Annotated in this window: 15 protein-coding genes; 10 read left to right on the top strand and 5 right to left on the bottom strand. The window is 39.7% G+C overall.

Annotated elements, in window-relative coordinates; all coding sequences use genetic code 11:
* Nucleotides 1-3: 3 nt before the first annotated feature.
* A complete protein-coding gene (gene bioC / locus AC1M85_RS11685) occupies nucleotides 4-783 on the top strand; it encodes a malonyl-ACP O-methyltransferase BioC (protein ID WP_488213118.1) in 780 nt (259 codons plus the stop codon).
* Nucleotides 780-1,424 carry a dethiobiotin synthase gene (gene bioD / locus AC1M85_RS11680; protein ID WP_092767451.1) on the top strand — a complete coding sequence of 215 codons (645 nt, stop codon included), beginning with the start codon at nucleotides 780-782 and terminating at the stop codon, nucleotides 1,422-1,424. The genes bioC and bioD overlap by 4 nt, the downstream gene beginning before the upstream one ends.
* Before the next feature lie 47 nt (nucleotides 1,425-1,471).
* On the opposite strand, the gene rluB is transcribed toward bioD, so the two are convergent.
* Genes rluB through AC1M85_RS11665 form a run of 3 tightly spaced genes read right to left on the bottom strand, consistent with a single transcriptional unit; the run spans nucleotide 1,472 to nucleotide 4,058 of the window.
* Nucleotides 1,472-2,638 carry a 23S rRNA pseudouridine(2605) synthase RluB gene (gene rluB, locus AC1M85_RS11675; protein WP_081403293.1) on the bottom strand — a complete coding sequence of 389 codons (1,167 nt, stop codon included), beginning with the start codon at nucleotides 2,636-2,638 and terminating at the stop codon, nucleotides 1,472-1,474.
* Between the two features lie 41 nt (nucleotides 2,639-2,679).
* Nucleotides 2,680-3,270 carry an SMC-Scp complex subunit ScpB gene (scpB, locus tag AC1M85_RS11670; RefSeq protein ID WP_035269219.1) on the bottom strand — a complete coding sequence of 197 codons (591 nt, stop codon included), beginning with the start codon at nucleotides 3,268-3,270 and terminating at the stop codon, nucleotides 2,680-2,682.
* Nucleotides 3,267-4,058: a segregation and condensation protein A gene (locus tag AC1M85_RS11665; protein ID WP_488213117.1), complete on the bottom strand. Its 792-nt coding sequence runs from the start codon at nucleotides 4,056-4,058 to the stop codon at nucleotides 3,267-3,269. The genes scpB and AC1M85_RS11665 overlap by 4 nt, the downstream gene beginning before the upstream one ends.
* Nucleotides 4,059-4,339: 281 nt before the next feature.
* On the opposite strand from AC1M85_RS11665, the gene AC1M85_RS11660 reads away from it, so the two are divergent.
* A complete protein-coding gene (locus AC1M85_RS11660; protein ID WP_488213116.1) occupies nucleotides 4,340-5,071 on the top strand; it encodes a GNAT family N-acetyltransferase in 732 nt (243 codons plus the stop codon).
* Nucleotides 5,072-5,103: 32 nt separating this feature from the next.
* Here the strand turns inward: AC1M85_RS11660 and AC1M85_RS11655 are convergent, their stop codons facing one another.
* A complete protein-coding gene (locus tag AC1M85_RS11655) occupies nucleotides 5,104-5,721 on the bottom strand; it encodes an L-threonylcarbamoyladenylate synthase (RefSeq protein WP_488213115.1) in 618 nt (205 codons plus the stop codon).
* 81 nt (nucleotides 5,722-5,802) lie between these two features.
* Nucleotides 5,803-6,465 carry an elongation factor P hydroxylase gene (locus AC1M85_RS11650; RefSeq protein ID WP_481953578.1) on the bottom strand — a complete coding sequence of 221 codons (663 nt, stop codon included), beginning with the start codon at nucleotides 6,463-6,465 and terminating at the stop codon, nucleotides 5,803-5,805.
* 97 nt (nucleotides 6,466-6,562) lie between these two features.
* Here AC1M85_RS11650 and AC1M85_RS11645 point away from each other — a divergent pair, with 97 nt between their 5' ends.
* The 7 genes from AC1M85_RS11645 to AC1M85_RS11615 all read left to right on the top strand — a co-directional run bounded on the left by AC1M85_RS11645 (nucleotide 6,563) and on the right by AC1M85_RS11615 (nucleotide 20,420).
* Nucleotides 6,563-7,120: a YceD family protein gene (locus AC1M85_RS11645; RefSeq protein ID WP_179999015.1), complete on the top strand. Its 558-nt coding sequence runs from the start codon at nucleotides 6,563-6,565 to the stop codon at nucleotides 7,118-7,120.
* A 77-nt stretch (nucleotides 7,121-7,197) separates the two neighbouring features.
* The gene (gene rpmF, locus AC1M85_RS11640; protein ID WP_035269206.1) at nucleotides 7,198-7,383 is read left to right on the top strand and encodes a 50S ribosomal protein L32; all 186 of its coding nucleotides are present in this window, start codon (nucleotides 7,198-7,200) and stop codon (nucleotides 7,381-7,383) included.
* A 214-nt stretch (nucleotides 7,384-7,597) separates the two neighbouring features.
* Nucleotides 7,598-8,584, top strand: coding sequence for an ACP S-malonyltransferase (fabD, locus tag AC1M85_RS11635; protein WP_481952265.1), 987 nt, complete (start codon nucleotides 7,598-7,600; stop codon nucleotides 8,582-8,584).
* The gene (gene fabG, locus AC1M85_RS11630) at nucleotides 8,581-9,315 is read left to right on the top strand and encodes a 3-oxoacyl-ACP reductase FabG (RefSeq protein ID WP_481589204.1); all 735 of its coding nucleotides are present in this window, start codon (nucleotides 8,581-8,583) and stop codon (nucleotides 9,313-9,315) included. Before fabD ends, fabG begins: the two co-directional genes overlap by 4 nt.
* A gap of 84 nt (nucleotides 9,316-9,399) precedes the next feature.
* Nucleotides 9,400-9,636 (top strand): acyl carrier protein, encoded by a 237-nt coding sequence (acpP, locus tag AC1M85_RS11625; protein WP_035269198.1) that lies wholly within the window; start codon nucleotides 9,400-9,402, stop codon nucleotides 9,634-9,636.
* A gap of 197 nt (nucleotides 9,637-9,833) precedes the next feature.
* Nucleotides 9,834-10,307, top strand: a complete 474-nt coding sequence (gene lysM, locus AC1M85_RS11620) for a peptidoglycan-binding protein LysM (RefSeq protein WP_092767439.1) — start codon at nucleotides 9,834-9,836, stop codon at nucleotides 10,305-10,307.
* A gap of 654 nt (nucleotides 10,308-10,961) precedes the next feature.
* Nucleotides 10,962-20,420, top strand: coding sequence for a BapA/Bap/LapF family large adhesin (locus AC1M85_RS11615; RefSeq protein ID WP_488213114.1), 9,459 nt, complete (start codon nucleotides 10,962-10,964; stop codon nucleotides 20,418-20,420).
* Nucleotides 20,421-21,032: the final 612 nt, after the last annotated feature.

Raw genomic sequence — 21,032 nt, 5'->3', positions numbered from 1 at the left:
TCTATGTTGAACAAATTTATTCAAAAAGAAATGATTGCTACTCGATTTGCAAAATCGCATTGGACTTATGCAGATCAAGCACGTATTCAACAAAATGTAGCGAAGCATTTAAACGAGCTGATGCGTCTTTATGTTTCAGCTTCTGAGCTTGCTAAAGTATTTGAAATTGGATGTGGAACTGGAAATCTAACTCAAGAGATGCTTAATCATTTTAAAATGGATCAAGTCATTTTGAATGATTTATATGCTGATGTTGAGCATACCATTAGTCATCATCAGCCTGTCGAGTGGCGTATTGGTGATGTCGAAAAAATTGAGTTGCCCAAAGACCTTGATTTATGTGTCTCAAGCTCTGCATTACAGTGGATGTCTGAGTTTGAAAGATTGATACAGAAAATTCATTCGGCTTTAAAGCCCAATGGTTTTTTTTGCTTTTCAACTTATGGGCCTCAGAACTTAAAAGAAATTAAATCCTTAACTGGTCAAGGATTGAAATATTTTGATCAAAGCCAAATTAAAAGCTTACTAGAGCAGAACGGCTTTGAAGTGATGCACTGTGAACAACAATTGGCTCAATTACACTTCGCGCACCCAAAATTAGTCCTAAAACATTTACAGGCCACAGGTGTGACGGCAACCTCACAGGGGTTTCGTTGGACGAAGGAAAGTTTGAATCAATTTTATCTAGCTTACCGACAATTTATTGCGACTGATGAGCAAGAGAATCTTGTATATCCTTTAACGTATCACCCTATATTTTTTATCGCACGGAGTAAGTCATGAGTGCTCAAATCTACTTTGTGAGCGGTATTGATACTGGAATTGGAAAAACATACGTCACTGGTTATTTGGCAAAAATTTGGCGTGAACAAGGGCGGAATGTCATTACTCAGAAATTAATTCAAACGGGTAATGTGGATGTTTCTGAAGATATTGAAAAACATCGTGAAATTATGGGATGTGGTTGGTTAGAGGAAGATACTCAAAAACTCACTATGCCTGAAATTTTCAGTTATCCTGCATCGCCTCACTTAGCGACACGTATAGATGGGCGAAGTATTGATTTCGCTAAAATTGAACAAGCGACTCAACAGTTGTCCTCTTCATATGAAGTTGTTTTACTTGAAGGGGCGGGTGGCTTGATGGTCCCTCTAACAACACAATATTTAACCATTGATTATTTAGTGGATAAAAAATATCCCATAATTTTGGTGAGTTCGGGGCGTTTGGGAAGCATCAACCATACTTTGTTGAGCTTAGAGGCACTGAAGCATCGTGGGCTTGAGTTATATGCTCTAGCATATAATTTGAATGCTGAATCTGACGATGAGCTTATTTCACGTGATACATCTGCCTACTTAAAAAAGTATTTATCGCAACATTTTCCATCTGCTAAATGGATTGATATTCCTTTTATTGAATAAATGAAAAAAACCGCTCTATTGAGCGGTTTTTTTAGGGATTTAAAAAATTAGAACTTCTTAAAGCCTTTGTTAATACCAAAAGGTTTGCGTTGACCAAATTTATTTTCATTACGTGGTTTGTAATCAACAGAATTGCCGTTTACTTCACCTTTGTTTTCAGGACGCTTATTGCGGAAATCCTGATTTTCAGTGCGAGGGGCACGATTGTTGAATCGATTCTCAAAGCCTTCTTGACGTGGCGCACGTGCATTGAAACGGTTTTCTGAGCCTTCTTGACGCGGTGCGCGATTGTTAAATCGATTATCACTGCGGCTTTGATCAGCACCACCTTGACGGAAGTCACGGCGTGGTTCTTGATGCTCACCTTCGTCACGGCGTTGTTGGCGTAAATAACCACCACGACGTGCTGCAAGTGGTTTCTCTTGCATACGTTCATTGCGGCGTTTCGCCATACCGTAAAGACCAGTACCTTGACGTGGTTTGAGCTCAACAGACTTAGTTAAGTTATCAATGTCATTTTTATCAAGTTCAATCCAACGACCTGTACGTAATTCACGTGGCAGAATGACTGTACCATAACGTGTACGTAATAGACGGCTGACTTTCAAGCCTTGTGATTCAAAGATGCGGCGTACTTCACGGTTACGTCCTTCTTTTACAACCACTTGATACCAACGGTTAATCCCTTCACCACCAATTTCAGAGAATGACTCAAATTTTGCTGGACCATCATCGAGCATGACACCATCTGTCATGTTCTTTTTCAGTTGAGGGGTCACTTCACCCATCACACGTACAGCGTATTCGCGTTCAATTTCACTAGATGGATGCATTAAGCGGTTTGCAAGCTCGCCATCGTTTGTGAAAAGTAATAATCCTGTTGAGTTGATATCTAAACGACCAACCATGACCCAACGATCACCCGGAATTGATGGTAATTGATCAAATACAGTTGGGCGATTTTCAGGATCGTTACGTGAACAGATTTCACCTTCAGGTTTGTAGTAAATCAATACACGACGACGGATTTCATCTTCTATTTGGAACTGTACTTTACGACCATCGATACGAAGCTCATCGGTTGGTTCGATACGTTCACCTACTTGAGCAACTTGACCGTTGACACTAACACGACCGGCAGCAATGACTTCTTCCATATAGCGGCGAGAGCCCAAACCTACACGTGCCAATACCTTTTGCAATTTTTCACTCATAACAGCATAACCTTAGAAATAATCATCAACAGTTCACCTATTTACGACTTGGGTGCGTGAGCATCCAATGCCATAAAAGCTTCCTTGGCATCCTGTAGGGGAGGCAGTTGATTTAAATCACTTAAACCAAAAGCATTTAAAAATTGTGGCGTTGTAACCAACAACGCGGGTCTTCCTGGAAGTTCCCGGAAACCAGACTCTTTAATCCAGTTCCAATCGAATAACGTTCTGAGTTGCTGACTGTTATTCGTGACTCCTCGAATTTGCTCAATATCGGCTCGGGTAACGGGCTGATGATAAGCAATCACTGCTAGAGTTTCTAACAATGATGGTGATAATTTAGTTGGACGTTCTGGCCAAGTTTGTGCAATCACTTGTCGATACTTAGCACGAACTTGAAAGCGAAAACCTTGAGCTGTTTCAGTCAGCTCAATTGAACGACCGTGTTGTAACACTGCAAGCTGTTGCAAATATGCGCGCAGTTGTTGTTTGGAAAATTGGTTTTGAAATGCCTCTTTCAAGCGTGCAATAGAAACAGGCGCTTCACTGGCAAAAATAATTGCTTCGAGCTGCATGAGCACTTCGTGGTGTAACTCATCAACTTGAAAGGAGTTTGATTGATCAATGGTCATATCATCACCCCTTGAATTGCCAGCGGGGCTTCAATACCTGATGCAATAATTTGAACTTTTTGCTGACGTGTTAGCTCTAATATTGCCATAAAGGTCACCACTAACCCCATACGACCTTGACTTGGTTTTAAAAGTTGATCAAATTTCAAAACCTCACCTGATTTTGTCATCTGTTCAATATAGGCAATACGTTCTTCAAGCAAAACAGGTTCTTGAGTAATCTGGTGTGTAACAGGCTCTGGGCGATTAAAAATACAAAACATAGCATCGCGCAGAAGAGAGGCTTCATAACCTTCATTTACTGTATTAATTTGTCCAAGGCTAACGTTGGGTAGAAAAGTATCACGGTCCAAAATAGGCATTTGACCGAGACGCTCAGCAGCTTGCTTGATCCTTAAATATGTCTCTAAACGATCTATTAATTGTTGTTTTGGATCTTTTTCAATTTGAATTGATTTAGGTTTAGGCAGCAGTAAGCGTGATTTTAAATCTGCTAATAAAGCCGCCATCACCATATAATCTGCGGTCAACTCAATATTGAGTGACTTCATACTGTCAATATATGACAAATATTGCGTTGCAATCGGAGCTATATCGAGCTGAAGTAGATCGAAACCGTTTTTTTGGATGAGGTAAATTAAAAAGTCGAGTGGTCCTTCGAAATGTTCTAATAGAATTTCGAATGCTGCAGGCGGTATATATAAATCTTCAGGAATCGTATCTTGCCACTCATCTAAAACACGGATGTGTGGAAGTGCGTCCATGGGATTATGGATAGCTTGAGTCATTACAATTATTAGCCACGCGAATTTTCAAAAGCATGTTGGGCGATTCAGGAGATCACATATCGAAATCAGTAAAAGGACAGTGATTCGAATAGCATAAAAACAATATGGGTATTCTAAATTAAATCGAGTGCTGAATATATCTTTATCCGCAGTTTTACGATAAAAAATTTGAAATAAATAGGTGGTATTTTTTAAGGTTATATAGATATATTTAGTGTTTTAACTGATAAATGTAAACTGGTATTCATTGTTGGTGTGTATTCGACGAGAAGTAAAAGAGTATGAATAATTTTCAAAAAGTAGAACAAAATGTATATGAACAAAGTGTAGGTATAAAAGTTCACTCAAATACGCACCCTATAGACTCATTCAAAGCGTTGAGTGGAACGTATGTAAATTTATATCCTTTAAATTTAATTGAAAATATTGAAGAGCTTGCGAGAAATCTATTCCCGATTAAGATTGCAGATGAGTTTATTTCAAGCTTTACCTATTTGCCTTACGATGCGCCAACTTCGATTGAAGACTTGTCATATAAACTCTCATCGCAATTTGGAACACAGGGGAATATTTATTATGTTATTCGCATAGTGAACAAACCAGTGGGGTGGATCGCATTGATGAATATCGGGTTGGATGATGGAGTAGTTGAAATTGGGAATGTATATTTCTCAGCAGATTTAAAACGGTCTAGAGCTGCTACAGAAGTATTATTTTTACTGTTGAATGAGTGTTTTACTTTAGGATTTAGGCGTATAGAGTGGAAGTGTCATGAGTTGAACTTAGCTTCCAAAAAAGCCGCACTACGATTCGGTTTTCAATATGAAGGAATGTTTAGACAACATAAAGTGGTCAAGGGAAGAAACCGAAACACGCTTTGGTTTTCAATGTTGGATGAAGAGTGGCTGACTTTAAAAGAAAGTTATTTAGCTTGGCTTGAACCAAGCAACTTTACGCAAGAGGGTCAACAAATAAAGACCCTCCAAGCATTTTATAACGAAAAATCAGCGTAAATTAAATAAAGCGAGATGAATGGTGAGGCATTTTACTCAAAAGCACTCACATCACCCACGCCACGGCGGATAATAACAGGTTGACTTCCTGAGAGATCAACAATACTTGTCGTAGTTAATGTACCAAGTCCACTATCAATAAAAACATCAATTCTTTTACTTAATTGTTGTTCTATTTCATATGGATCATCCAAAGGCTCAGTTTGACCTGGAAGAATCAGGGTGCTGGTGAGTAAAGGTTCCCCCAGCTCTTTAAGAAGCATTTGACAGACTGGGTTGCTCGGTACACGTAAACCAATGGTTTTCTTTTTGGGGTGCATCAAGCGACGAGGGACTTCACTTGTCGCTTGCAAAATAAAGGTGGTAATCGCAGGTGTATTATTTTTAAGCAGACGATAAGTTGCATTATCCACTTTTGCATACGTTGCAATATCTGAGAGATCCGCACATAAGATCGCATATTGATGCTTAGCACCAAGATCACGGATTTGAGCAATTCGTTCCATTGCTTGCTTATTACCAATTTGGCATCCGATGGCATAGGCCGCATCTGTTGGATAAACCACGACATCGCCTGCACGTATTCTTTCTACTGCTTGAGTAATAAGTCGAGATTGTGGATTGTCAGGATGTACTCTTAAATGAAGCATTTTATTTTCTCCTGATTATTTTTTCGTATTATTGCGTGCATGGACATTCACTTCAATGTCATGAATATATATTTACTAGACTTAATCTAGCGATGCACGAGAAAATTCATCCAAATGTAATGTTTTGCCACTTCTGAGACACTTACAGATGCACTGAATAAAGTGTTGAGCATCTCGAGGAAGCTGAGCTTCACCTGAAAAATAACGTTGTACTTGAGCATAAACATTGTCTTTAAAAGACTGTCCATCACCACCTTCACCCGTTAAATTGTCCAGAGAAACGCGGAATTTTCGACCAAAGGCTGTGGCAAACATCCATTCAATTGCTTGAGGTTTAATTTCGACTTGTTCAAATAGGGCTTGTTGTTCAGCGGTTCGACCATCTGGTGCATACCAGTAGCCAAGATCAGGAAGAGTGCGACGATGATCCCCTGCGATTGTCCAATGACTTATTTCATGTAAAGCACTATTGAAAAATCCATGTGCGAATTGGATGCGAGCGGGTTGTTGGTCTGAGGCAGGGAAGTATTCAGGTTCAAAGTCGCCTTTGACTAATGTGACATTTAAGTGGGAAAACCAATGATTAAAGTGTAAGATAAGCCAGTCTACCTGTTGAGCTTCTGTTTGCAGATTTACCCAAGGTGCGAGTTGCACGCGGTCTAAGTGATCGGTCAAATTTGAGGTCGAAGGATAGTGTAACTGTAATGAAGTTGTGACTTCAGGTTGCGGCTGCAACTGATGCATGACTTGATTAACCCAAATGATCTGTCTGAATAAGTGCAAAATTGTATCTTAATCTTTGACAGAGTACTTATGAATTTGTAGAATTGCCGCCTTAATTATGTCAGCAAATACCTTTCCGGCACAGATTGAGCCGTTTAAATGGGCTGAACAGGGCTTCACATGGTCAGGTACACTGCCATTGTCGCGCTTTGTTCGTATATCCCGTGAAGCTGTTGGGTCAATTGATAATCAATTGATCAATATAGACTGTAAGCTATCAATGGATGCGTATCATCGTATCGTTTGGCTTGATGGTAGTGTTGAAACGAAGGTTCCAATGGAATGCCAACGTTGTTTGGATACTGTTGAATTACCTCTCGAATTGGACTTTCATCTGGCTTTAGTCGATGATGAGTCACTGATAGAGCGCTTGGATGAGGATGCTGATTTCATCGTCTTAGGTGAGAGTGAAGCAACGACAAAAGGTTCATTTGATGCACCTGCAACCGCTGATTTACTTTCTCTCATAGAAGATGAATTGTTATTGTTGATTCCTTTGTCACCAAGACATGAGTCTTGTGAGCATAAGCATCAACCTGCCCAAGAAGAAGTTGTTGAAGAAAAACGAGATAATCCGTTTGGTGTTTTGGCAGCTTTGAAGGGTAAACTTAACTAATTTTTGTGTTATACTCTTAGGTATAAGACAATCGAATTTGTTCTGATCCATTTTTTCGATCTTTGTAAGGAGCCATCATGGCCGTTCAGCAAAACCGTAAAAGTCGCTCTCGCCGTGACATGCGCCGTTCACATGACGCTTTAACCGAGAATGCATTAACAGTAGACCAAACGACTGGTGAAACTCACCGTCGTCACCACGTAACTAAAGATGGTGTCTACCGTGGTCGTCAATTATTCGCTAAAGCAGCTGATGCTGAATAATTGGTGATGTATTAAGCGTCAAGCTTAGTAGAAAAAATGGGAGCGTAAGCTCCCTTTTTTTATTTCTATTTTTTGTTGTATTTGGCAATTACCAAAGCTTTTTTTTAATGATAAATTTCGCTCCATCAAATCAGTTAAGACTTGAGTTTGATGTTCAATATGATCGAAATGAATCAAAATTGAATAGTCAAAGCTCTGAATAAAGGATTTTTATATGTCTGCTAAACGCCTCGAGCAAGCCGTTCTTGCGACCAAAACTGCATTTGTTTTTCCTGGACAGGGTTCTCAAAAAGCAGGAATGTTAGCGGAGCTTGCAGAACAGTTTAGTAGTGTGCAAGAAACGTTTGCTGAAGCTTCTGAAGCACTCGGCTTTGATTTATGGCACATTGCGCAAAGTGGTGAAGGGTTAAACCAAACTGAATTTACACAACCAGTACTGCTCACAGCAAGCATTGCTTTATGGCGTGTATGGTTAGAGCTTGGTGGTGTCGTTCCTAAATATTTAGCGGGACATTCACTGGGTGAATACAGTGCATTGGTTGCTGCAGAATCTTTAAGCTTAAAAGATGCAGTTAAATTGGTGAACTTACGCGGTAAGTTGATGCAAGATGCTGTCCCTCAGGGTCAAGGTGCTATGGCTGCGATTCTTGGTCTTGATGATGCTAAGGTTGTAGAACTGTGTGCTCAAGTCACCGCTCAAGGTGAGGGTTCGGTGGAGGCTGCAAACTATAATGCACAGGGTCAAGTTGTGGTGGCAGGTGATACTGCACGAGTTGAAGCGTTAATGGCTTTGGTAAAAGAGCAAGGTGCAAAAGCAATTGCGTTACCAGTATCAGTACCATCACATTGTTCATTAATGAAGCCAGCGGCAGCAGAGTTTGCCAAAGCTTTAGCAGATGTTGATATTCAATTACCTCGCATTCCAGTGATTCAAAATGTCAATGCACAAGTGGCTGACAGTGTTGATGAATTGCGTACAGCGTTGACATCACAACTTTATGAGTCTGTCCAATGGACTAAAACACTTCAAGTATTGGCTGATCAAGATGTGAGCTATGTTGTTGAATGTGGTCCTGGGAATGTATTAACAAATTTAGCAAAACGTCTAGCACATGTTGAAAAAGCATTGCCTTTAGATACTAAATCTCGTTTAGAAGATGCTTTAAATACTGTATTAGTTGCAGAAGGGAAAATTGCATGACGCAGGAACGTAAAGTCGCGTTAGTGACAGGTGCAAGCCGTGGTATTGGTGCTGCGATTGCACAACAGCTGATCGAAGATGGCTTTTTTGTTGTAGGTACGGCTACATCTGATTCTGGTGCTGAAAAATTATCTACACAATTTGCTGAACATGGTGCAGGAAAAGTACTCGATGTTCGTGATGGAGCTGCAATTGATGCACTCATTACAGATATTGAACAAAGTTTTGGTCCTGTACTTGTTCTTGTGAATAATGCAGGTATCACAAAAGATAATCTACTGCTTCGTATGTCTGAAGATGATTGGGATGATATCCAAAATATTCATCTTAAAGCAGTGTTCCGTCTCTCTAAACGTGTATTGAAAGGTATGACGAAAGCGAGATTTGGACGAATTATCAATATTAGTTCTGTCGTTGCGCATTTTGCAAATCCAGGTCAAGCAAATTATTCAGCTGCGAAGGCTGGGATTGAAGCTTTTAGCCGCAGTTTGGCTAAAGAAATGGGCAGTCGTCAAATTACTGTCAATAGTATCGCGCCTGGATTTATTGCAACTGAGATGACTGAACAGTTAAGTGATGAAATTCAGAAAAAAATGAGTGATCAAGTGGCATTGAACCGTTTTGGTCAGCCTCAAGATATCGCAAATGCAGTAAGTTTCCTTGCTTCTGATAAAGCAAGTTACATTACTGGTACGGTATTACACGTGAATGGCGGTTTATACATGGCGTAATGCGATGTATAAACTTTCAAATATATCAAGATTCAATTAAACTATAGGCATTATACGCCGCCACAAGCAATGAGGAGAATTCCTGTGAGCGATATCGAACAACGTATCAAACAAGCAGTAGCTGAACAACTTGGCTTAAAAGCTGAAGAGATTAAAAACGAAGCATCTTTCATGGATGACTTAGGTGCTGACTCTCTAGATCTAGTTGAGCTTGTAATGTCTTTCGAAAATGATTTCGACATTACTATTCCTGATGAAGACTCTAACGAAATTACAACTGTTCAATCTGCTATCGATTATGTAACTAAGAAATTAGCTTAATCATCAGATTCAGTTCTTTTCGAACTTAAAAGCTACCTTTATGGTGGCTTTTTTTTATTAAGGATTAAATTGCAATATTACATTAAGTTACCTTAAGTTTAAGAAAGATAACGGCGTTAGGTATAGTTCTTCTGTATAAAAATTAAGGGATCTAAATTATTTGATCACCAAACTGAAATAACAATAGGAGAATAACAATGGGTCTTTTTGATTTTGTGAGAGGTATTGGGAAAAAAAATACCGCACCAGCTGAGCAACAAGCTACACCAGCAACGCCAGCAGAGCCATCTGCTCAAGAAATTGCGAATAAATTATTGGGGCATATTAAATCACTTGGCTTACCAGTAACAGGACTGTCTGTGACTTATAATGCAAGCAGTGATTTAGCGACTGTAAAAGGACAAGTGCAAACTCAAGCAGATCGTGAAAAGATCATCTTGGCTGTGGGAAATATTGATCATGTTGCTCAAGTCGATGACCAACTTACTGTTTCATCTCCAGAGCCTGAAAGTAAATTCTATACAGTAAAATCAGGGGATAATCTTTCAAAAATTTCTAAAGAGTTTTATGGTGATGCAAATCAGTACAACAAAATTTTTGAAGCAAACCGACCATTACTTAAAAATGCAGATGATATTTTCCCGGGACAGGTTCTAAGAATTCCAAACTAAAATATCAATGAATCTAAAAGACCGAGATTTAAATCTCGGTTTTTGATTTTAAAGTAACTTAATAACTTAAAACTGATTTTTAAATTATCAATATAAAACAATATTTTAACGGCTGGAAAATTTCTATAAATATATTTTAACTTCCACATTGCAATGGTGTTTTTGGCCATTTTTTAAGTTATTTCGAAGTAATAAGAATAAAAAAATTGAAATAAACTCATTAATTCTAACCTTATGTTTTATATAGAAAAAATAAATTAGTAAAAATAAGTGTTTGAAAATAAATAAAATTTAATTTGTTTCAGGAGATAAAATATTGTTTCATTAGGTTTTATTATGTAACTTTAATTAATTAATAGTGTAATTTTGTTTCTGGTATTTTTTTGCAATATTTAAAAATTTTATGTCTAACTTATATAAAATAATAAATTATGAGATTTTTTTCACTATTAATTTATAAATAGTGACTTTGTATAAATTTAAATATTCTCAATAAAAACATTGCTTTAAGAATCTCGAATGGGGTGTAAAAAATTTTTTTTAACTATGAATTTTTGTTGATTTTCAACTGACTTTTTATGACGTTTACATTGATTCTCAATCTGATAAAAAAATAGAGGGTTAAAGAATATCTTAATAATACTGGGTGACGTCATGAAAAATTTAGAAATATTATCAAAAAACGATGGGGCGGTTTTAGAAAAGACTACTGCTAATAAAATCGTATTAAACCAGAACTCAATTGTGAAAATTGATGCATCAATCGAAGAGGTCTTAAACTTTGAGAAAGAAGGAAATTCTTTAGTTATTAATTTTAAAAATGGCGAACAATTAGTTGTAGAAAGTTATTTTGAGGATCCTTTAAATAGTCATAATATTTTATTTAATGACAATGGTCAGCTTTATTGGGTTGAGTTCACAGATGCTGCCAATGAAATAGCTTCGACTATTAAATATTATCCAATTGATGATATTTCAGCACTTATCGCTGGAAACTCAAGTACAGTTTTGACAGGGTTAACTCCATGGTTAATTGCAGGGGGATTAGCTGCTGGAGTAGTTGCTATTGCAGATAATATGAGTGATTCTGATAAAAAATCTAATTCTGTATCGCCGGAACCAGAACCACCAATTAACGATGAATTAGAAGAAGCAAAACAGCTGGTTAATGATGCAGAGAAAGCTTATCAAGATCTTAAAGATTTGATTGAAGATAAATTAAATGATGGGTTAATTACTCCTGAGGAAAAAGCTGAATTAGAGGAAGCATTACAAGATGCAAAGGATGCTAAAGATGCTGCTCAAGATAAAGTCGATAACTTGGTAGATGGCGAGGCAAAATCTGATTTACAAGATCGACTAGATGATTTGGTTGATGAAGAGTTGCCAGCAATTAATGATCAAAATGGTGATGGTGTACCAGATGATCTCGAGCAAGCTTTACTAGATGCTGAAGAAGCTGTAGCCAATGCTGAACAAGCGTACGAAGCATTAAAAGATTTAATTTTAGAGAAGAATGAAAACGGCCTGATTACACCTGCTGAAAGAGCGGAATTAGATCAAGCTAAAGAGGCTTTCGAGAGTGCCAAAGCCTTAGCAGAAACTAAAACAAATTTATTACCAGAATCAGTTCAATCTCAAAAAGATGCTTTGCAGGAACGTCTTGAAGATTTAGTGGATATCATCCTACCTGAAATTAATGATGAAAATGATGATGGTATCGTAGATGATATCGCTGAAGCACTCATTGAAGCAGAGTTGGCTGTTGCGGAGGCTGAAGCAAAGTATGCAGCTGCTGAAAATGCTTTAACTGTTGCAAATCGTGATGGATTAATTAATCCAACAGAGCTTAATGCTTTACAGAATGCTTTAGAGCAGGCACAAATTGCTAAGTCAACTGCTCAAAGTAAAGTAAATGCTCTACCTGAATCTGTTCAGGAACAGAAAGATGCCTTTCAAAATCGATTAGATGATCTGACTGACATAAGTTTGCCTGAAGTAAATGACGCAGATGGTGATGGCATTGTAGATGGCTTACCAGAAGCGATTCAGGAAGCGCAGTCAGCTGTAGAAGAAGCTGAAGCTAAATATGCTGAAGCTCTTAATAATTTAGCTTTGGCTCAAAAAGATGGCTTAATTAACCCGCTTGAACTCAGTATTCTTGAACAGAAAGTACAGGCTGCACTTGATGCAAAAGAAGTTGCTCAAGATAAGGTAAATGTATTGCCAAATGGAGCGATTAAAGATGGTTTACAAGATCGTCTAGATGCTCTTGTAAATATTGACTTGCCTGAAGTCAATGATGCAGATGGTGATGGCGTACCAGACGGCGAAGATATTACACTTGAAGAAGCGACAGAGGCAGTAGAGGCGGCTGAAGCAGCATATGCTGAGGCAGAGCAAGCACTAGCAGATGCAGAATCAGATGGTTTAATCACGCCAACAGAACTTGCTGAGCTGACTCAAGCACGTGATGATGCACTTGCTGCTAAAGAAGAAGCACAAGCGAAAGTTGATGCACTTCCAGAAGGAGCAGACAAAGACGCATTGGATGTACGCTTAGATGATCTAGTCGACATCACCTTACCAACAGTAAATGATGAAAACGAAGATGGCGTAGCAGATGAGTACGAACAAGTATTGGCAGATGCCGAAGCAGCAGTAGAGGCGGCTGAAGCAGCATACGCTGCGGCAGAACAAGCGCTGATCGATGCAAATGCCAATGGCCTCATCACGCCAACAGAACTTACTGCATTGACTCAAGCACGTGATGATGCACTTGCTGCGAAAACAGAAGCACAAACAAAAGTGACAGCGTTACCTGAGGCAGTACAAGCAGAAAAAGATGCGCTACAAGGTCGTTTAAATGATCTGGTTGATATCACTTTACCAACAGTAAATGACGAAGATGAAGATGGTGTTGTTGATGATATTGGTGAAGCTCTAGCAGCGGCTGAAGCAGCAGTAGAGGCAGCAGAAGCAGCATATGCAGAGGCAGAGCAAGCACTAGCAGATGCAGAATCAGATGGTTTAATCACCCCAACAGAACTTACTGAGCTGACTCAAGCACGTGATGATGCACTTGCTGCGAAAACAGAAGCACAAACAAAAGTGACAGCGTTACCTGAGGCAGTACAAGCAGAAAAAGATGCGCTACAAGGTCGTTTAAATGATCTAGTCGACATCACCTTACCAGCAGTAAATGATGAAAACGAAGATGGTGTGGATGATGCAGTTGCAGCACTTGAAGAAGCGACAGAAGCAGTAGAGGCGGCAGAAGCAGCATATGCAGAGGCAGAGCAAGCACTAGCAGATGCCGAATCAGATGGTTTAATCACCCCAACAGAACTTACTGAGCTGACTCAAGCACGTGATGATGCACTTGCTGCTAAAGAAGATGCACAAGCGAAAGTTGATGCACTTCCAGAAGGAGCAGACAAAGACGCATTGGATGCACGCTTAGATGATCTAGTCGACATCACCTTACCAACAGTAAATGATGAAAACGAAGATGGTGTGGATGATGCAGTTGCAGCACTTGAAGAAGCGACAGAAGCAGTAGAGGCGGCAGAAGCAGCATATGCAGAGGCAGAGCAAGCACTAGCAGATGCCGAATCAGATGGTTTAATCACCCCAACAGAACTTACTGAGCTGACTCAAGCACGTGATGATGCACTTGCTGCTAAAGAAGATGCACAAGCGAAAGTTGATGCACTTCCAGAAGGAGCAGACAAAGACGCATTGGATGCACGCTTAGATGATCTAGTCGACATCACCTTACCAACAGTAAATGATGAAAACGAAGATGGCGTAGCAGATGAGTACGAACAAGTATTGGCAGATGCCGAAGCAGCAGTAGAGGCAGCAGAAGCAGCATACGCTGCGGCAGAACAAGCGCTGATCGATGCAAATGCCAATGGTCTCATCACGCCAACAGAACTTACTGCATTGACTCAAGCACGTGATGATGCACTTGCTGCGAAAACAGAAGCACAAACAAAAGTGACAGCGTTACCTGAGGCAGTACAAGCAGAAAAAGATGCGCTACAAGGTCGTTTAAATGATCTGGTTGATATCACTTTACCAACAGTAAATGACGAAGATGAAGATGGTGTTGTTGATGATATTGGTGAAGCTCTAGCAGCGGCTGAAGCAGCAGTAGAGGCAGCAGAAGCAGCATACGCTGCGGCAGAACAAGCGCTGATCGATGCAAATGCCAATGGTCTCATCACCCCAACAGAACTTACTGCACTGACTAAAGCACGTGATGATGCACTTGCTGCGAAAACAGAAGCACAAACAAAAGTGACAGCGTTACCTGAGGCAGTACAAGCAGAAAAAGATGCGCTACAAGGTCGTTTAAATGATCTAGTCGACATCACCTTACCAGCAGTAAATGATGAAAACGAAGATGGTGTGGATGATGCAGTTGCAGCACTTGAAGAAGCGACAGAAGCAGTAGAGGCGGCAGAAGCAGCATATGCAGAGGCAGAGCAAGCACTAGCAGATGCCGAATCAGATGGTTTAATCACCCCAACAGAACTTACTGAGCTGACTCAAGCACGTGATGATGCACTTGCTGCTAAAGAAGATGCACAAGCGAAAGTTGATGCACTTCCAGAAGGAGCAGACAAAGACGCATTGGATGCACGCTTAGATGATCTAGTCGACATCACCTTACCAACAGTAAATGATGAAAACGAAGATGGCGTAGCAGATGAGTACGAACAAGTATTGGCAGATGCCGAAGCAGCAGTAGAGGCAGCAGAAGCAGCATACGCTGCGGCAGAACAAGCGCTGATCGATGCAAATGCCAATGGTCTCATCACGCCAACAGAACTTACTGCATTGACTCAAGCACGTGATGATGCACTTGCTGCGAAAACAGAAGCACAAACAAAAGTGACAGCGTTACCTGAGGCAGTACAAGCAGAAAAAGATGCGCTACAAGGTCGTTTAAATGATCTGGTTGATATCACTTTACCAACAGTAAATGACGAAGATGAAGATGGTGTTGTTGATGATATTGGTGAAGCTCTAGCAGCGGCTGAAGCAGCAGTAGAGGCAGCAGAAGCAGCATACGCTGCGGCAGAACAAGCGCTGATCGATGCAAATGCCAATGGTCTCATCACCCCAACAGAACTTACTGCACTGACTAAAGCACGTGATGATGCACTTGCTGCGAAAACAGAAGCACAAACAAAAGTGACAGCGTTACCTGAGGCAGTACAAACAGAAAAAGATGCGCTACAAGGTCGTTTAAATGATCTGGTTGATATCACTTTACCAGCAGTAAATGATGAAAACGAAGATGGTGTGGATGATGCAGTTGCAGCACTTGAAGAAGCGACAGAGGCAGTAGAGGCGGCTGAAGCAGCATATGCTGAGGCAGAACAAGCACTAGCAGATGCCGAATCAGATGGTTTAATCACCCCAACAGAACTTACTGAGCTGACTCAAGCACGTGATGATGCACTTGCTGCTAAAGAAGATGCACAAGCGAAAGTTGATGCACTTCCAGAAGGAGCAGACAAAGACGCATTGGATGCACGCTTAGATGATCTAGTCGACATCACCTTACCAACAGTAAATGATGAAAACGAAGATGGCGTAGCAGATGAGTACGAACAAGTATTGGCAGATGCCGAAGCAGCAGTAGAGGCGGCTGAAGCAGCATACGCTGCGGCAGAACAAGCGCTGATCGATGCAAATGCCAATGGCCTCATCACCCCAACAGAACTTACTGCATTGACTCAAGCACGTGATGATGCACTTGCTGCGAAAACAGAAGCACAAACAAAAGTGACAGCGTTACCTGAGGCAGTACAAGCAGAAAAAGATGCGCTACAAGGTCGTTTAAATGATCTGGTTGATATCACTTTACCAACAGTAAATGACGAAGATGAAGATGGTGTTGTTGATGATATTGGTGAAGCTCTAGCAGCGGCTGAAGCAGCAGTAGAGGCAGCAGAAGCAGCATACGCTGCGGCAGAACAAGCGCTGATCGATGCAAATGCCAATGGTCTCATCACCCCAACAGAACTTACTGCACTGACTCAAGCACGTGATGATGCACTTGCTGCGAAAACAGAAGCACAAACAAAAGTGACAGCGTTACCTGAGGCAGTACAAACAGAAAAAGATGCGCTACAAGGTCGTTTAAATGATCTGGTTGATATCACTTTACCAGCAGTAAATGATGAAAACGAAGATGGTGTGGATGATGCAGTTGCAGCACTTGAAGAAGCGACAGAGGCAGTAGAGGCGGCTGAAGCAGCATATGCTGAGGCAGAGCAAGCACTAGCAGATGCCGAATCAGATGGTTTAATCACCCCAACAGAACTTACTGCATTGACTCAAGCACGTGATGATGCACTTGCTTCGAAAACAGAAGCACAAACAAAAGTGACAGCGTTACCTGAGGCAGTACAAGCAGAAAAAGATGCGCTACAAGGTCGTTTAAATGATCTGGTTGATATCACTTTACCAACAGTAAATGACGAAGATGAAGATGGTGTTGTTGATGATATTGGTGAAGCTCTAGCAGCGGCTGAAGCAGCAGTAGAGGCAGCAGAAGCAGCATACGCTGCGGCAGAACAAGCGCTGATCGATGCAAATGCCAATGGTCTCATCACCCCAACAGAACTTACTGCACTGACTAAAGCACGTGATGATGCACTTGCTGCGAAAACAGAAGCACAAACAAAAGTGACAGCGTTACCTGAGGCAGTACAAACAGAAAAAGATGCGCTACAAGGTCGTTTAAATGATCTGGTTGATATCACTTTACCAGCAGTAAATGATGAAAACGAAGATGGTGTGGATGATGCAGTTGCAGCACTTGAAGAAGCGACAGAGGCAGTAGAGGCGGCTGAAGCAGCATATGCTGAGGCAGAGCAAGCACTAGCAGATGCCGAATCAGATGGTTTAATCACCCCAACAGAACTTACTGCATTGACTCAAGCACGTGATGATGCACTTGCTTCGAAAACAGAAGCACAAACAAAAGTGACAGCGTTACCTGAGGCAGTACAAGCAGAAAAAGATGCGCTACAAGGTCGTTTAAATGATCTGGTTGATATCACTTTACCAACAGTAAATGATCAAAATGAAAATGATATTTCTGATGATATTGATACTTTACTAGCGGGGGTCGAAGCTTTAATAGAAAGTGCTGAAGAAGCTTATACAACGGCTGAAGAGGATTTAGCTGACGCCTTGCAAGACGGTACTGTAACACAGGCAGAGGCTGATAAATTGCAAGAGTCCCTAGAAGCTGCTCAGGCAGCAAAAACTCTTGCACAACAAGCATTAGACAATATTGATCAAACTTCAGACGCGATTGAAGCTGCAAAAGCTCTATTGCAAGAAAGAATAGATGATCTCGTAGATATTGAGGTACCTGAGCCATTTGCAACAGCGAATAATGATGTGCAATTGGTATTGGATATCACACCGACTGTAGATGTTAATGAAACACCAACAGAGCTTAACTCAACAGGATTTACAGTGGGTTCTGTTGGCTTAGGTCCAGTGTTAAATGCAAGTGTGCTTGAAAGCGTATTTAGCTCTTCAGTTTCCCTTTCAGTCGAAGAAGGCACCGAAAGAGATATTAGTTTCTATGCTGATGCTGGTGGTCTTACAGCAGGGACGATGAACTTATTTATGTATAAGTTAAATGAGTCAACTGGTGAATATGAATTAAAAGAAAAAATTGATAATTGGTATCTCGTTGTATTAGGTGGTGTGTCAGAAACGATAAGTCGTTCTTTAGATGAAGGAGAGTGGCTCATTGTATTAGGTAACGGCCAAGGGTTGTCAGCTGCTACGGGGTATACATTAAGATTTGAATCAGATGCTGTACGTGATTTTAATAATCCAGAAGCTGTGACAGGAACAATAAATGGTAATGTGATTACGGATCAGGATTATCAAAATGGTACAGATGTCGTCCCAGAGGGTAGTAAAATCAGTGGAGTTATTCATGGTGAAGATACCATTAATCAATTTACCGATGGTATTGCAACAATTAAAGGGGAGTATGGCACTTTAACTATCTCTGAAAATGGACAATATACATATACAGTAGATCCATTATTTAGAGATTACGGTGAAGTTGATCGTTTTGTATATGAGGTAACGGCACCAAATGGTGAAAAACGCACAGCTGAATTAAATATTGAATTAGTGCGTGTTGCCACAGATGAAAATGCCATCATTGATAATACAGTATTACTTGATGTTACTCCTGATTTAACTGAAACCACAGGCGAAGCATTAGGTATTTCAAATGCAGTCGCATTGAATTTACTTGATCTAGGTATTGCTGGTGATGTGTTGTCTGCAAGTGTAATTGGTACGGAAGGTGTCATGGACTTCACTGTTGAAGACGGTACTTTCCAAGAAATGACCTTTACCGGTTCCGCGGGCGGGGTAACGATACTTTCAACATTTAGTTTGGTTATCTATCGTTTAGATGAGAATACTGAACAGTTGGTTCAAGTACACGAAATTCCAAATTTTGTTCAAGTGCTCATTGGCGGTGGTGTTTCAACCCCGGTAACATTGAGTTTTGGTGAGGGTACTTACGTTGGTATTATCAAGCAAACTAGTGGTGTAAACGTAATTGGAGGAGCTTCAGCTCAAGTTACAGATGTCAATATTTACGATTATGCAAACCCAGAAACGATAACTGGATCAGTTCAAGGTGATGCGACTCCGATTACGACAGATAAATTAATATTGGTAAATAACACTGATGTGGTTGAAGGTGAAGCTTTAGTTGTACAGGGTCAATATGGCTCACTCAATATTAATACTGACGGTACTTATACCTACAATGTTACAGTTCCACAAAGTACAGTAGGTTGGACTCCACCATATGGGGAGATTGATCGTTTTGAGGTTGTAGTGGAACGAGCAGATGGCACAACTTACATTGAAGTTCTCAATATTAAGATTGATACCAATACAGTAGCTAACGATGCAGAAGTTGTAGACGTTCAAGCGGCAAACTATTCAACGCTCAATGAATCTGTAGAATCTGGAATTATTGGATCTGCAAGTCGTACATTAGAATTTAAAGTTGAAGAAGGATCTTATATTAGTAGCTTAGATCTCCAAGGGAATATCACTCGTACTTTAACTAATGATAATCCTTCAATGAGTGTTGTGATTAATAAGGTGACTACTCAGCTTGTCAACGGCGTTGAACAGCAAGTGCTTGAACAAGTTTATACCGGAAATGTTAGTATTACATGGCCAGCTGGAACAATATTGAATCCTTCGACATCAACGACTTATGCCTCAGAAATTATTTTAGATGATGGCAAAGTGCTCGATGCAGGTGATTATGTTATTTCAATTAACACAACGAGTGGTACATTTAATTCAGTGAATGTATCTAGTGCATCAATTACTGGAATAATGGTCAATAATATTACTCCAACTGATACACCATTGCTTGAGGGTGATTTATTTGAAAATGATACAGCTATCGACCAAATTGATATTCTGAAAATTGGATCTAAAGAGCTTTATGTAAATGATCCAGCTAAAGGTGGTCAAGAGTTCACAGTTCAAGGTAAGCATGGTGTCCTTACTGTGTTCAAAGATGGCACCTATGAGTATCAACCATCAGGTCTAAGTGGAGGTCTGGAAACATTCACCTATACAACAGTTTCTAAAGCGGGAACATCACAATCTGCAACACTTGAAATTAATGTTTCGATGACGTTAACTGGAAGTGAGGAGGCAGATACCGTACAAGCATCTGCTTCAATCGATACTTTTACTCTTGGTGAAGGTGCTGATACAGTCCTTTATGATGTGCTCAATCAAGCTCAACATACCGAAAGTCCAGATATTTGGACTGACTTTAATCAAGCTGAAGGTGATCGAGTTGATATTTCTGCTTTATTAAAAGATCAGAATGTTACATCGTCTAACATTGGTGAATTTGTAACGATCAAACAAGATGGTGCAAATACGGTGATTAGTGTTGATACTGATGGGGCTAAAACGAAATATAACCCAACTGAGCTTATTGTTCTGCAAAATACAGATAGCAGTCTTTATGCGATCGATGATCTGTTAAAATATAATCAAATTTAATTAAACAAATGAAAAGAGGTCTTTCGAGACCTCTTTTTATTTTTAAAAATGTGAAATCAAAAGTAACTGGTATGAAAAAAATAAAATTCTAATAATCTGAATAAATTAATTTTTGAAGAACAAGAATTTTATTTGTTATTTCGTCATTTGAAAAATATTCTAATAAAATAAAATTCATTATAGAGACGCGATTGCAACAAAAAAATCATATCTAAGCACCATTTTATAGAGCTTTATGTGTTAGTCATCAGGGATAGACTTAATCATAAAAAAATGTTGTTTAGGATTTATTGATAATAAAAAATGGTAATGATTCAAAAAATTAAATTCCTACTCCAAAGAGATTTTCATCTCTATATTTAGACCTGTTTTTTGAACGTTATTAAATAGAATATAGAAACAAACACTCGCTCCGTTAAAAAAAGTTAACCTTGCTCATTTTTATTTGTGTTTTCAGGTGGCTAGTATGGGGGGAGTAGTAATGTCTAAGTTTATAACTCGATATGTGTTGCAGAATTAGGTTATAGAGATCATTTTGCCTGAGTTTGAAGAATAATCTGCTCATTACTCATTATTCACATTGGATTTAAAGGAGTGCTTGCATAATTCGAT

The sequence above is a fragment of the Acinetobacter sp. 24-47-64 genome, assembly GCF_057737055.1.
The sequence above is the reverse complement of the archived record's forward strand: the minus strand, read 5'-3'. Positions and strand labels throughout refer to the sequence as shown.

Excerpts from the sequence above, each read along its gene's own strand:
- rpmF (WP_035269206.1), top strand. The coding sequence starts at position 7,198 with ATGGCCGTTCAGCAAAACCGTAAAAGTCGCTCTCGCCGTGACATGCGC.
- AC1M85_RS11645 (WP_179999015.1), top strand. The coding sequence starts at position 6,563 with ATGTCAGCAAATACCTTTCCGGCACAGATTGAGCCGTTTAAATGGGCT.
- fabG (WP_481589204.1), top strand. The coding sequence starts at position 8,581 with ATGACGCAGGAACGTAAAGTCGCGTTAGTGACAGGTGCAAGCCGTGGT.
- lysM (WP_092767439.1), top strand. The coding sequence starts at position 9,834 with ATGGGTCTTTTTGATTTTGTGAGAGGTATTGGGAAAAAAAATACCGCA.
- AC1M85_RS11660 (WP_488213116.1), top strand. The coding sequence starts at position 4,340 with ATGAATAATTTTCAAAAAGTAGAACAAAATGTATATGAACAAAGTGTA.
- bioD (WP_092767451.1), top strand. The coding sequence starts at position 780 with ATGAGTGCTCAAATCTACTTTGTGAGCGGTATTGATACTGGAATTGGA.
- AC1M85_RS11615 (WP_488213114.1), top strand. The coding sequence starts at position 10,962 with ATGAAAAATTTAGAAATATTATCAAAAAACGATGGGGCGGTTTTAGAA.
- bioC (WP_488213118.1), top strand. The coding sequence starts at position 4 with ATGTTGAACAAATTTATTCAAAAAGAAATGATTGCTACTCGATTTGCA.
- AC1M85_RS11650 (WP_481953578.1), bottom strand. The coding sequence starts at position 6,465 with ATGCATCAGTTGCAGCCGCAACCTGAAGTCACAACTTCATTACAGTTA.
- AC1M85_RS11655 (WP_488213115.1), bottom strand. The coding sequence starts at position 5,721 with ATGCTTCATTTAAGAGTACATCCTGACAATCCACAATCTCGACTTATT.
- rluB (WP_081403293.1), bottom strand. The coding sequence starts at position 2,638 with ATGAGTGAAAAATTGCAAAAGGTATTGGCACGTGTAGGTTTGGGCTCT.
- scpB (WP_035269219.1), bottom strand. The coding sequence starts at position 3,270 with ATGACCATTGATCAATCAAACTCCTTTCAAGTTGATGAGTTACACCAC.
- fabD (WP_481952265.1), top strand. The coding sequence starts at position 7,598 with ATGTCTGCTAAACGCCTCGAGCAAGCCGTTCTTGCGACCAAAACTGCA.
- AC1M85_RS11665 (WP_488213117.1), bottom strand. The coding sequence starts at position 4,058 with ATGACTCAAGCTATCCATAATCCCATGGACGCACTTCCACACATCCGT.